Origin of the sequence: Paenarthrobacter sp. NPDC058040 (assembly GCF_042885775.1) — a bacterium.
In the GTDB taxonomy this organism is placed as follows: Bacteria; Actinomycetota; Actinomycetes; order Actinomycetales; family Micrococcaceae; genus Arthrobacter.
Map to the genome: position 1 here is coordinate 98,882 of NZ_JBHVRN010000011.1, position 12,350 is coordinate 111,231.

Here is a 12,350-nt window from a genome sequence, read left to right on the forward strand (position 1 = left end):
TCAGGCTTCTTCCTCGTGATGCGGAACGAACCGCACGGTCATCGCCTTGTAGCCCGGCGTATTGGACTCCCGCGCCACGAGTTCGCGGTGGACCAGCGCATTGGCCTCCGGGAAGTAGGCGGCTGCGCAGCCCTTGGCCGTCGGGTAGGCGACGAGGCGGAACTTGTTGGCCCGCCGCTCGGTGCCGGCAAACGTGGAAATGACGTCCACCAGGTCGCGGTCCCCGAATCCGAGCTCCGCGAGGTCCTCCTCGTGGACCAGGACCACCCGGCGGGCCTCGGATACTCCGCGGTACCGGTCATCCAGGCCATAGAACGTGGTGTTGTACTGGTCGTGGCTGCGCACTGTTTGCAGGATCAAGTGACCCGCGGGCGCTTCCAAGTACTCCAGCGGGCTTACCGTGAAGCGGGCCTTGCCGATGTCCGTAGCGAACGTCCGGGTATCGCGCGGCGGGTTGGGCAGGACGAAGCCGTTCTTGGTCCGCACCCGGGTATTGAAGTCCTCGAAACCGGGAATGACGCGGGAAATGTGGTCCCGGATCACGTCGTAGTCCTCGGCCATGGCGCGCCAGTCCACCTCGTGGTCATCCCCGAGCGTTGCCTGCGCCATTCGGGCGACGATCACGGGCTCGCTCAGCAGGTGTTCGGAAACGGGTTCAAGCCGTCCCTGCGTCTTGTGGATCACGGACATGGAGTCTTCCACCGACAGGAACTGCTTGCCTTTGGGGTGTTTGTCGTCCGTGTCCGTCCGGCCCAGGGTGGGAAGAATCAGGGACGTCTTGCCGTGGACAACGTGGGCCCGGTTTGGCTTGGTGGAAATGTGGACCGTGAGGCCCGCAGTCTTGAGTCCGGCCTCCAGCGCATTGGTATCAGAACCCGCCGCCGCAAAGTTTCCGCCCATGGAAACAAACACGTCCACGTCGCCCTTTTCCAGGGCGTGCTGGGTTTCCACCGAGTCGTAGCCGTGGTCGCGTGGCATCCGGAATCCGAACTCTGTGTCCAAGGCGGCAAGGAACTGTTCCTTGGGCTTTTCCCAGATGCCCATGGTGCGGTCGCCCTGCACGTTGGAGTGGCCGCGCACCGGGCAGGCACCCGCGCCGGGCTTACCGAAGTTTCCCTGGAGCAGGAGCAGGTTGATGATCTCCTTGAGCGTGTCCACGGAGTGCGGCTGCTGGGTCAGTCCCAAGGCCCAGCAAATGATGGTTGCCTTGGAGGCGGCCATCATGCCTGCGATCTTGGTGATTTCTTCACGGGACAACCCCGTTGCCCGTTCGGTTTCGTCCCAATCGAGCACGGAGCGGGCCCTTACGTAGGCTTCGAAACCCTCTGTCTGCTTGCCGATGAACGACTTGTCGACGACGGTACCCGGGTTGCGCTTCTCCTCTTCCAGCAGCAGGTGGCCCAGCGCCTGGAACAGGGCCAGGTCGCCGCCCACCTTGATCTGCAGGAACTCGTCGGCGATGGTGGTTCCGCCGCCGATGACGCCGTTGAGGGACTGCGGATCCTTGAAGTTGAGCAGCCCGGCCTCGGGGAGCGGGTTGATGGCAACAACCTTGCCCCCGTTGTTCTTGCAGTCACGCAGTGCCGACAGCATGCGGGGGTGGTTGGTGCCTGGGTTTTGTCCCACCACGAAGACGAGCTCCGAATGATGGATGTCCTCCAGGGATACCGTGCCTTTGCCGATGCCGATGGTCGGGTTGAGTGCACTCCCGGAAGACTCGTGGCACATGTTGGAGCAGTCCGGCAGGTTGTTGGTACCCAGGCTCCGTGCAAACAGCTGGTACATGAACGCGGTTTCATTGGCCGTCCGGCCCGACGTGTAGAAGGCACAGCGATCAGGCGTGGAAGCGTTGATGTGCTCCCCGATCAGCGAAAACGCCTCTGTCCAGCTGATCGGCGAATAGTGCGTGTCGCCAGGGCGGATGACTACGGGTTCCGAGATACGGCCTTGGCTGCCCAGCCAGTATTCCGTCTTGTCTTCCAGATCCGCGAGGGAATGCTTCGCCCAGAATTCCCCGCCGACGGTGCGGGTGGTGCTTTCCTCCGCGATGGCCTTGGCGCCGTTTTCACAGAATTCCGCGGGGCTTCGCCGTCCCGTAATGGATTCGGGCCAAGCGCAGCCCGGGCAGTCGAAGCCGTCCCGCTGGTTGACCCGGAGCATGGAGCGGACGGTGCGGGCGACCCCGGCCTGGGAATAGCCGCGCTCCAGGGCAACGCTCACGGCCTTCAGGCCGGCGGCTGCTCGTTTGGGCGGGTGGATTTGCAGGTCATCCTCGTTGATGTCCTGTTCTGGGGCATGCCTGTTCATGTGTCCATCATTACAAGCCGGGCGGCAAAGTCGCCACCCGGGTCCACGGACAGCGTCAGGCGTCCAGCGCACTCCAGTCAACAGGCCCCGTCGGCGCCTTCCTCTGTGGGCGGACCGGCGGCTTGCGGGCTTTGTCATCGGCAGCTTTGGGCGTTGGCAGCGGCTTCCCCCACGGCAGCGGGAACGCCGGAACCAACTCCCCCATCTGGACTCCATGGGGCGGCACCACCATGACGCCGTCCGCTCCCGCCAATCCGCGCATCATTCCGGGCCCGGCGTGCTGCGTAGGCGAGGCCAGTCCATAAACCAGCTTGAACGGCATCAAGCGCGTGCGGCCTGGATCGGCGTCGATCATTGAACCGCACGGTACCTCGCCCACATCCCCGAGGCGGCCGTGGCCCAAGGCTGCGAGCAGCGGACCGCCCACCGTAAACAAGGCCATCATGGCGGCGAGCGGGTTCCCCGGCAGGCCGAGGATAAAGCGGCCATCCGGCAGTTCCGCCAACACAGCCGGATGCCCCGGACGCATGGCGATCCCGTCGATCAGCAACCGTCCGCCCAGCTCACCCACGGCTTTCCGGAAGTGGTCGGTTCCCGAGCGTCCGGTCCCCCCGGTGGTAATAACGACGTCGGCAGGCGGCTCTGCCTCGAACGGCAGTTCCGTGGGACCAGCCTTGCCGACTGGCTCGGCGTCCTGCAACGCTGACAGCCAGTCGTCAAAGTTGTCGCCCACCCGGAATTGCCCGCCGGCAATCCCGCCAAGAAGCTCCACCACTGATCCCAGTTGCGGCCCGAAGGTGTCCCTGACCTGGCCGGGTGCAGGGACGCCCTGCTCAACCACTTCGGACCCGGTCAGCAGGAACCTCACCACGGGCTTGCCCAGGACAGGCAGTTCGTCCAGGCCAGCCAAGGCGGCGACGGCAAGGTGGGCAGGGTTCAGCACCGTTGCCTTCTTCAGCAGGACCTCACCCGCGGCGGCTTCCTCCGCCGCCTTACGGATGTGTTGTCCGTTGCGCGGCTCCCCCGGCTTGGCGGTGCCGCCAAGCGCCAAAACCGGCAAGCCGTCGTCGTCGGTGGTGATGACGCCACTTTCGCTTCGAAGGACGGCTTTGGCTCCCGGTGGAACGAGGCCGCCCGTGACGATCGGGCTGGCTTGGTGTGGCGCCAGGCGCTGGCCAGGCTCATTGAGGATCCACGGTCCGCTGCCATTGACCGCCCAACCGTCCATGGCCGAGGACGCATAGTGCGGCATGTCCTGCAGCGCGAGGACGTCCTGGGCAAGGGTCCGCCCCAATGCTGCGCGCAGCGGAACAGGGCTCGGGGGTATGGGGGTGGCGACGTCGAACGCACGCTGCCGGGCCTCTTGCCAGGTATGCGCCGAATGGTGGCCCTGTTCGGGGGCCTCCGTCATTCGGTTTCGGCCTCGGGCTCCGCGTATTGCTTGGCCAACCGGCGGGCAAGGTCGAGGGCGGCCGCCATGGCGGCATCATCGTTGGCCTGGCCGATTCCCCGGGCCATCCCGGCCGCGTACCCCGCAATGAACGTGGTCAGCGGGGCTGCGGGACGTACCACCGAATGGGCTGCCACTCCCGCTACGGCAAGGATTTCGTTGACGTCCACGTCGACGCCTTCAAGCTCAAAGGCCTGCAGCAAGGTGCGGCACCATTCCTCAAGTGTCTCGTCCTGGCTCTTCACGTCTGCCTCCAAGTGGTTGTCAATGCCCAAGGCCGCTGCGTCCTCCCACGTATCCACGTCGTCCGTGGAGCCTTCCGGAACAGCTACAGCCAGCACATTCAGCCTAGCAAGCAGCCGGAAGACTGACGCGTTCGTTAACCCCGAACCTTCCTTGGCCAAAGCGACTTCCCGTTCCAGCGCACTGGTGCTGTAGATGCCGAGCAGGGGTTGCTGGCGGCCGTCTGAAGAGACGGCCATGGCTCCTTCGGTGCCTTGGTGTCCCGCCAATTCCCTCTGCAGGGTTTCCACGCCCGCGGAAGCATGCGGCATGTCGCAGGCAACCACCAACGTCCACGGCGCCGGGCCCGCGCCGGCAAGGACGGCCAACCCGGCAGCAATGGCCGCAGCGGGTCCTGCATACGCGGGTTCTTCACGGGCGGACAGGACTCCGTCGGGAAGACCCTCCTGACCTGGGCCCACCACCACGATCTCCGAAGCACCCCGGGCGGCGTCCAGCGCATGCGAAAGGAGGCTGGCGCCGTCGTACCTTAACGCGGGCTTGGGCACGCCACCGAGGCGGGTGGCCCTGCCACCCGCCAGGATCACGGCGTTGAACTCCATCCGCCCAGATTACCTGTACGGGTGGAGGGCAACAGAAATCGATCAGGCAGCGGATTCCGGCAAAAGGAACGGGTCCCAGTCCGGCGCAGGTTTCTCGAGTTCTTTGATCTGCCACATGGTCCCCTTGGGAACGCCGGGGGTGAACCGAAGTTTCCAGCCCATCTCGGCGGGGGTATGGTCGCTCTTGGCGTTGTTGCATTTCAAACACGCCGCAACCAGGTTTTCCCAGGAATCCGCGCCGCCCCTGGATTTGGGGTGGACGTGGTCTATGGTGTGCGCTGTTTTACCGCAGTAGGCGCAGCGATGGCCGTCACGGCGGAGTACACCGCGGCGGCTCACGGCAGTGATCCTGTTGTACCTGGGGCGGATGTAGCGGTTGAGGAGGATCACGGAGGGGCGTCCGAGAATCTCCTGTGGCCCGACGACAGGCTCGTCGCCTTCGGCCACTACGCTTGCTTTCCCAGTCAGCACAAGGACCAGCGCCCGGCGGAATGTTATTACCGCCAGCGGTTCATATCCAGCATTCAGAACGAGTGTGCGCATGCACGTACCTCTTCACGGCCGCACCCGTCAGGGGCACGAGGGCCGGCTGCCCTCTGCATGTACGGGCTGTGGATCGACACCATAAGGGTAAGCACTTATATGCCGTATCAACGAATTTTCGGGCCGGTTCCAAGGCAGTGTCGGCGAATGTTCACGTGCGGGACACCTCTGGGGCCTTAAATGCGGAACGCCCCGCAGGGATTCCTGCGGGGCGTTCCTGTTGAAGCTGTGTCAGCCGTTCACGCGGATGAAGACCGGACCGGAGCCCACGTTGACGCTGAAGAGTGCGGTGGTGGATCCGTTCCATCCACCGTGCACCGCCATTCCGTTACCCACGTAGACGGCGATGTGCGCCATTCCACCGTAGCCACCGTTGGCGTAGTAGGCGAGGTCGCCGGGCTGGGCTTCGGCGGCGCTGACGGTGCGGCCCAGGGAGAGGTAGCCGGCAGGCCAGTCGTGGAAGTGGATGCCCACGGCGGCCAACGAGTTGGTGACCAGCATGGTGCAGTCCTGGGTCACGCCAAGCTGGGCGTAAGCCGCAGCGGCGATGGCGGCACCGAGGCCACTGGAAGCTGCGGGAGCCTTTGCGGCGGCAGCTGTGTTGTTGACTGCCAGCGTGGCGTTGGCACCGGAGGCGTTCGATCCGGATGCTGTTGAGGCTTCCGCCTTCGGGGCCGCCTTCTCCACAACGGGAGCCGGAGCCTCCACCGTGGTGACAACCGGGCTCTCGTAAGAGATGGCCACGGTGGAATCAGCGGCGATGGTGGACTGCGCCACGGCTTGGACGTCAAGGGCCGTGGTAGCCGTGGACTCACGCTGGACGTTGGTATCCGCAGCGTTCGCGGCAACGCCACTGGTCAAGACCAGTCCGGAAGCAGCAGCGATGACCGCTGCCTGGCGACCGACGCCACCGGCGTTGTCGCTGACAGCCTTCGCGATCACGGCGAGCGAGCTGGTCTTGGGTGCCTCAGCTCGGTGCCGTGCAACCTTGTGTGCACTGGTCATTTTTAATCTCTTTTCGTTTCCGCGAGCGGTTGGGGACACACGCGGTTTGTGGGCAAGCCAGCACTTGGGGGGCATGCTGGCGTACCCCGAACGGGTTTTAGCGGAGGGTGAAGAATGAAGACGTGCCAGTGGAAGCCACCGAGTGGAGCAAGGTTCCCTGGCTCGGGTTGAGTGCGCTGATCATCATGCCGTTGCCGACGTAGATACCAACGTGCGCGCCGCCATTCTGCATGACCAGGTCGCCCGGCTGCGGGGTACTGGTGGGCTTCATGGCCGTCCAGGCGTTGACGCGGGGGATGCTGATGCCGGCCTGGGCGTAGACCCACTGGGTGAAGCCGGAGCAGTCCCAGCCGTTGGGGGTGGTGCCGCCCCAAACGTAGGGGTGGCCGATGCCCGTGTAGGCGATGGCGGCGAGGCCGGATGCTGCGGCGCTGGAGGCCGAATCCTTGGCTTCGGAGGACTGTGCGGTGATGGCGCCTGCGGCCTGGTCACCGGTGCTCTGGGAGCGCTGGGTTGCCTGCGAAGCGCGCTGGATCTTCGGGGCTTCCTTGGTGGCCACGACGGGGCTCTCGAAGGAAACGGTGGCGGTGGGCTCTGCAGTGACAACCTCGGTGGTGAGGAGCTGCTGCGTGCTCGTCTCGGCCTTGGAAACGTCCGTGTCAGCTGCCTGGGCCGGAAGGCCGACGCTGAGGACGAGGCCGGAGGCTGCGGCGAGAACTGCGGCCTGGCGGCCAACGGTTCCGGCGTTGGTTGAAACAGCCTTCGAAAGAGTGTTCAACGGGTGAACCGTCGCGGCGCGGTGGCGCGCAGGGGTAGTGCGTGATGACACGTAGGTAGCCTCTCCCAATGCCTGCGAGGTGAGCTGTCGGATTCGGATGGGAGTCATCCGGCCACGAGCTTCGGGAAGCTTTGTGACTTAACCCCAAGGCCTTCTTTCGAAGACCAAAAGTGGTTCCCCCGCCCCTGCCAGACGAATTTTGCGAACGGATCCTGAGTGGTGGCAGAGCTAGGCAATCCACTCAAGTGCATCGGCCCCCTAAAAAGCCGATGCGCTTTAGACGGTACAACAGTTGAACGTGAATGTCACATTCAGGTCACGGGGTGTGTCGAGAATGCGATAGACGACCATCGACTTTGCTTAGAGCCAGCCCATGGGGTCCACGACTTCGCCGTTGACCTGGACCTCGAAGTGCAGGTGGCAGCCCGTGGAAGCCCCTGTAGTGCCACTCAGGGCCACAACATCGCCGCGGCTGACGGTCTGCCCTACTTTGACATTGAAGGACGACAGGTGGTTGTACGTGGTCTCGAGGCCGTTGCCGTGATCCACTACTACGCGGTTACCGCCGCCGTACTCGTGCCAGCCGGCGAACGTGACCTTCCCGGCCGCAGCCGCGTGGACCTGCGTACCGCACTGGGCCACGAAGTCCTGGCCGCGGTGGAAGTCCCCGGTACCGCCTGTCAAGGGGCTGACCCGGTAGCCGAACGGCGAGGCCGTGGTCAACGTATCCAGCGGGCTGCCAAGGGTGCCCTTGGACGAGCTGGCCTGGATGCTGCCAACAGACTGGGCGCTGAGCAGTTGCTTAAGCTTGCCGTCGGGATCGGCCTTGGTGGCCACCGCCGCGCGGCTGAAGTCGATTTTTGCCGAGGCCGCCGCGGAAACTTCAGGCTGGCTGCCACCGGCTACCGCAAGCGCGGCTTCTGTTTGGCCCGACTCGGAGGTGGCCATCACGGGGCTCGTGGCCGGCAGACCGACAGTGAGGGCAAGGCCCGTAGCGGCCAAGGCCACTCCGGCTTTCTGCCCTACGCCACTGGCTGCGGCGAAATCGGCAACCTGGCGCAACGGGCTCTTACGGCGGCGCACCTGACGCTGGGTGTCGCGAGGCCGGATCTCCGTTACTGCGCGGGCTGGCCGCAGCTCAGCAGCGGGGCCGGACGCGCGTCGGCGGCCCCTGACGTTCTGCGATGTCAAACTCTGTTCCTCTCTTGAAAGCCTGCGAAGTTAGCTGTCGGATTCGGATCAGAGAGTGCAAAGACCCGGCCCGCACACAGCGCATACGGCACACAGGTATCCCGGGAGGGAATTGCGTAAGTAGGCACTGCTGCTGCGGACTTCACCCCAAGGCTGCTTCTTCAGGCAGCCGATTGTGGTTCCCCCGCCTCTGCCAGTAGTGGATAACACCCCTGATCTGCTGGCAGAGCTCGGCTCCAGATCAGGTAACGCTTTGGTATCGGCGCTAGTAGACAACTATAGGCGATTAAAGCCTTCGGTAATAAATTCGTTATCTTCTGTCACGCCGTTTTCCTGCCGATGCCCTTATCACTTTTTGGCGGAAACCGCAGGTCACACCGTTCCGCCCGGCAGCCGGAGTGAGATGTGACACTCCAACATGGAGGAAACAACAGAGGCACCCGTCCTTTCGGAAGGGTGCCTCAAAAGTTCTACGTTCAGCCAACCGCCACGAAGACGTGGGCTGCGACCTCGGGCGGGAGCTCGAGTGCCCCCTCGATGCCGGGGACGCGCACCGAGATATACTCCCCTACCCGCTCCAAGGAAACTGCCGCTCCCGGCCGGATCCCACCCTCATCCAATTGGGTCAGCAGTTCGGGTTCAACCTGGATGGGTTCCGCCAGCCTGCTCACCACGACACGTGAGTCCGAAGCGTAGGAGTCCATGGCCTGAAGGAGGTTGACATCGCCACGCAGGGAGACCTGGGTGGCAAGTCCGCCGAGCGCTTCGAGGCCCGGAATGGGGTTGCCGTAGGGCGACTCTGTGGGGTGCTCCAGCAGCTCGTACAGCCGGCGCTCAACCCGCTCGCTCATGACGTGCTCCCAGCGGCAGGCTTCGTCGTGGACATAGGCCCAGTCCAAGCCGATGACGTCGGCCAGGAGGCGTTCTGCCAGGCGGTGCTTGCGCATGACCTCAGTGGCACGCTTCCGGCCAACCTCGGTCAGCTCCAGGTGGCGGTCGTTGGACACGATTACCAAGCCATCGCGCTCCATGCGGCCGATGGTTTGGGAAACGGTGGGACCGGAATGGCGCAGGCGCTCGGCAATGCGTGCCCGAAGAGCCACGATGTTCTCTTCCTCAAGCTCCAAAATGGTCCGAAGATACATCTCAGTGGTATCGATCAGATCCGTCATCCAGCTCAGCTCTCCTCGAACGCAGTTCTCGCGTAGTGTCCACCGTACCGCGTCCAGTCGGGGCGGCCGGTCCCTTGGCGCCGCCCCATGACGCCTCCTCCAGCTTAGCTTATTTGGAATTACTCTGAATAATCCCCCACCCCGGCTCCCTGCCCAGGCAAACGGCACCGTCCCACGTGGCGGACTATGACAGCCGCAGGTTCCTGCCCGCGCGCCATGTCAGGCAGAATTGGGGAGTCGAAGGGGCAGCTGATGCCACCTGCCACGACCCATCTTTGACCGATACCCATTGGAGCCACCCGTGAGCGACAACAGCATCACCATTCCCGCCGACCTGCTGCCCAAGGACGGACGCTTCGGCGCAGGACCGTCCAAGGTCCGCCCGGAGCAAGTCGAAGCCTTGTCGGCCGCGGCCACCACCATCCTCGGTACATCGCACCGCCAGGCTCCGGTCAAGAACCTCGTGGGTTCGGTCCGCGAGGGCCTCAGCCAGTTCTTCCGCGCACCCGAAGGCTACGAAGTTGTGCTCGGAGTCGGCGGATCCACCGCGTTCTGGGACGTTGCTGCGTTCGGCCTGGTGGAAAAGAAGGCCCAGCACCTCTCCTTCGGCGAATTCGGTTCCAAGTTCGCGTCCGCCACCAACAAGGCCCCTTTCCTGGACGAGTCCTCCATCATCAAGTCCGAGCCTGGAACGCGCCCCACGCCCAAGGCAGAGGCCGGTGTGGACGTCTACGCCTGGCCGCAGAACGAGACCTCCACCGGCGTTGCCGCCCCGGTCAAGCGCGTGGACGGCGCCGATGAGGGCTCACTGGTCCTGGTGGATGCAACCTCCGCCGCCGGTGGCCTGGACGTGGACGTCTCCGAATCCGACGTCTACTACTTCGCACCGCAGAAGAATTTCGCTTCCGACGGCGGCCTGTGGCTTGGCCTCTTCTCCCCCGCCGCCCTGGAGCGTGCTGCCCGGGTCAAGGCGAGCGGCCGCTGGATCCCCGATTTCCTAGACCTGCAGACGGCGATCGACAACTCCAAGCTGAACCAGACCTACAACACGCCTTCGCTGTCCACGCTGGTCACGCTGGATGCCCAGGTGCAGTGGCTCAACAACAACGGAGGCCTGGACTTCGCGAGCAAGCGCACGGCGGATTCCGCCAGCCGCGTCTACTCCTGGGCCGAGGCCTCCGAATACGCCACGCCGTTTGTTGCCAATGCAGACGAACGCTCCAACGTCATTGCCACCATCGACTTCGACGATTCAATCGACGCAGCCGCCATCGCCAAGGTGCTGCGCGCGAACGGCGTGGTTGATACCGAGCCTTACCGCAAGCTGGGCCGCAACCAGCTCCGGATCGCCACGTTCGTGGCCATCGAGCCGGACGACGTCTCGGCACTGCTCGCCAGCATCGACTACGTCGTTGGCGAACTGAAGAAGTAACGGTTCCACGGCCCAACGCCGGAAACGAACAAAGGCGCCTGCCGGGAATGAACTTCCCGCCAGGCGCCTTTTCTGTGTTCCGTTGAAGCTAGCCGTCTTCGCCGGAGCCGTCCGCGTCCTCGTCAGCCCCAATCTCTTCGGCGTCGTCCGCGTCCTCATCCAGCTGGGCGTCGTCTTCGGCCGCCTTGACCGCTTCCTCGGCGACGTCTTCCTCGGTCTCTTCAACCAACGGAGTCTCGTCCTCCGGACGGACCCGTTTGGCCCACGGCACCCATTCCGGCGCGAGGATGGAATCTTCCGAGGGCAAGAGCCCCAGCTCGCTGACGGTCACGATCTTGGACCTGGAGTTGCGGGTGACCACGGCATACCATTGCCAGCCGCCGTAGCCTGCGAGCTTGGATTCGAAGAGGTGGGTCACCACCCGGTCGCCTTCCGATTTGGCTCCGAGGTGGGCACCTACTTCCCCACGGTTCGCGATGCCTTCCACTGCCTGGCGTGCAACCTCGACGGCGGCAGCCAGGAAGGCGTCCGGCTTGCCGGTGCGCCACACGGGAACGCCGGAGCGCGGCTTGGGAGCCGCGACCTTGGGTTCGGCGGGCGTCCGCACGGGGGCAACCCTGTTGGCAGGGGCGTCTCCGTTTGCAGGAGCCTGGGCTGCGGAGTCTTCGGCAGGGGCTTCCTGCGCGTCCCTCCCGGCCTGAATTTCCTGTGCGGATTCCGATGTCATGGCGGTCCTAGGCTTCCAGCTCGTCGGCAACCTTGCGCAGCGCCATTCCGATGGCCTTGGCCTTGTTGCCCTCCGGGTACTTTCCCGAAGACAACGTACCGGACAAGTTGTCCAGGACAGAGACCAGGTCCTGCACCAACGGTGCAAGATCACGGGCGTTCATGCGCTTTGCCTTGGCAATGGACGGGGTCTTGTCCAGGACCCGCAAGCCCAGGGCCTGGGCTCCGCGACGGCCGTCCGCAACGCCGAACTCCACGCGGGTGCCGGCCTTCAGCTCGGTGACGCCTGCGGGCAGGGACGTCTTGGGCAGGAATACTTCCTGGCCGTCTTCGGCCGCGAGGAATCCGAAGCCCTTTTCCTTGTCATACCACTTGACCTTGCCGGTGGGCACGTAATCAACCTTCTTCGTTCTTGCGTGGAAACACGTCGGGCCGCCACCGCATCCACAGAGTCCTGCGGGATCGAGGGTGACAGCCCTGTCCGTGTGGGTCTGTTCCTTCAAGGTTATCCTGCCGGACACCCTAATCCCGCTTCCAACGTCCGGCGTAGCGCCGCCTGCCGGCGAACAGCTAGCGTTGAGCCATGACTTCCCCGGGTTACCGCCGCCCCCTCACGATTGCCGCCGCTGCCGTTGCCATCATTTCCCTGGCCGCTGTTGCCGCCGTCATGGCCATTGCCTTCAACGGAGGGATTGCGCCCGTGTGGATTACCTCCACCGCGCTGTACGGACTTCCCGTGGCCTTCATGCTCGCCGTTGTTCCCGTGGTGGATGCCGTCCGCCAGCGCCGTCGTCATTAGCCGACCCCCCCGCGTTGCGAGGCCCTCTCTGCGTGCCAAAACACGAGCCAAGGACGCAGAGCGGGCCCCGCAACGGTGGAGACCGGCCCAGGTGGCGGTAAA

12 protein-coding genes and 2 riboswitches are annotated in these 12,350 nt (G+C 64.5%); of the genes, 2 read left to right on the forward strand and 10 right to left on the reverse strand.

The window, feature by feature from the left end; all coding sequences use genetic code 11:
- The 8 genes from ACFVSJ_RS16450 to ACFVSJ_RS16485 form a co-directional block, all read right to left on the reverse strand.
- The gene (locus ACFVSJ_RS16450; protein ID WP_387438009.1) at positions 1–2,307 is read right to left on the reverse strand and encodes an FdhF/YdeP family oxidoreductase; all 2,307 of its coding nucleotides are present in this window, start codon (positions 2,305–2,307) and stop codon (positions 1–3) included.
- A 55-nt stretch (positions 2,308–2,362) separates the two neighbouring features.
- On the reverse strand, positions 2,363–3,718 hold the full coding sequence (locus ACFVSJ_RS16455) for a molybdopterin molybdotransferase MoeA (protein ID WP_387438010.1): 1,356 nt from the start codon (positions 3,716–3,718) through the stop codon (positions 2,363–2,365).
- Complete coding sequence (locus ACFVSJ_RS16460) at positions 3,715–4,602, reverse strand: NTP transferase domain-containing protein (RefSeq protein WP_387438012.1); 888 nt, start codon at positions 4,600–4,602, stop codon at positions 3,715–3,717. Before ACFVSJ_RS16460 ends, ACFVSJ_RS16455 begins: the two co-directional genes overlap by 4 nt.
- 42 nt (positions 4,603–4,644) lie before the next feature.
- The gene (locus tag ACFVSJ_RS16465; RefSeq protein ID WP_387438014.1) at positions 4,645–5,145 is read right to left on the reverse strand and encodes an HNH endonuclease; all 501 of its coding nucleotides are present in this window, start codon (positions 5,143–5,145) and stop codon (positions 4,645–4,647) included.
- 231 nt (positions 5,146–5,376) lie between these two features.
- A complete protein-coding gene (locus tag ACFVSJ_RS16470; protein WP_387438016.1) occupies positions 5,377–6,150 on the reverse strand; it encodes an NlpC/P60 family protein in 774 nt (257 codons plus the stop codon).
- A 97-nt stretch (positions 6,151–6,247) separates the two neighbouring features.
- Entirely contained in the window at positions 6,248–6,979 is a 732-nt protein-coding gene (locus ACFVSJ_RS16475) for a C40 family peptidase (RefSeq protein ID WP_387438017.1), read from the reverse strand.
- Between the two features lie 4 nt (positions 6,980–6,983).
- Positions 6,984–7,142, reverse strand: a riboswitch (cyclic di-AMP (ydaO/yuaA leader).
- Between the two features lie 146 nt (positions 7,143–7,288).
- A complete protein-coding gene (locus ACFVSJ_RS16480; RefSeq protein WP_387438018.1) occupies positions 7,289–8,119 on the reverse strand; it encodes a M23 family metallopeptidase in 831 nt (276 codons plus the stop codon).
- Positions 8,120–8,123: 4 nt separating this feature from the next.
- Positions 8,124–8,365, reverse strand: a riboswitch (cyclic di-AMP (ydaO/yuaA leader).
- A 230-nt stretch (positions 8,366–8,595) separates the two neighbouring features.
- Positions 8,596–9,291, reverse strand: coding sequence for a metal-dependent transcriptional regulator (locus tag ACFVSJ_RS16485; RefSeq protein ID WP_387438019.1), 696 nt, complete (start codon positions 9,289–9,291; stop codon positions 8,596–8,598).
- A 301-nt stretch (positions 9,292–9,592) separates the two neighbouring features.
- Here ACFVSJ_RS16485 and serC point away from each other — a divergent pair, with 301 nt between their 5' ends.
- Positions 9,593–10,723, forward strand: coding sequence for a phosphoserine transaminase (serC, locus tag ACFVSJ_RS16490; RefSeq protein ID WP_387438020.1), 1,131 nt, complete (start codon positions 9,593–9,595; stop codon positions 10,721–10,723).
- A gap of 88 nt (positions 10,724–10,811) precedes the next feature.
- Here serC and ACFVSJ_RS16495 read toward each other — a convergent pair whose 3' ends face one another.
- Together ACFVSJ_RS16495 and ACFVSJ_RS16500 are read right to left on the reverse strand one after the other, a co-directional pair.
- Complete coding sequence (locus ACFVSJ_RS16495) at positions 10,812–11,450, reverse strand: DUF3027 domain-containing protein (RefSeq protein WP_387438021.1); 639 nt, start codon at positions 11,448–11,450, stop codon at positions 10,812–10,814.
- 7 nt (positions 11,451–11,457) lie between these two features.
- Positions 11,458–11,841, reverse strand: coding sequence for a cold shock domain-containing protein (locus tag ACFVSJ_RS16500; RefSeq protein ID WP_347109968.1), 384 nt, complete (start codon positions 11,839–11,841; stop codon positions 11,458–11,460).
- 191 nt (positions 11,842–12,032) lie between these two features.
- On the opposite strand from ACFVSJ_RS16500, the gene ACFVSJ_RS16505 reads away from it, so the two are divergent.
- The gene (locus ACFVSJ_RS16505; RefSeq protein WP_387438022.1) at positions 12,033–12,248 is read left to right on the forward strand and encodes a hypothetical protein; all 216 of its coding nucleotides are present in this window, start codon (positions 12,033–12,035) and stop codon (positions 12,246–12,248) included.
- Positions 12,249–12,350 lie beyond the last annotated feature (102 nt).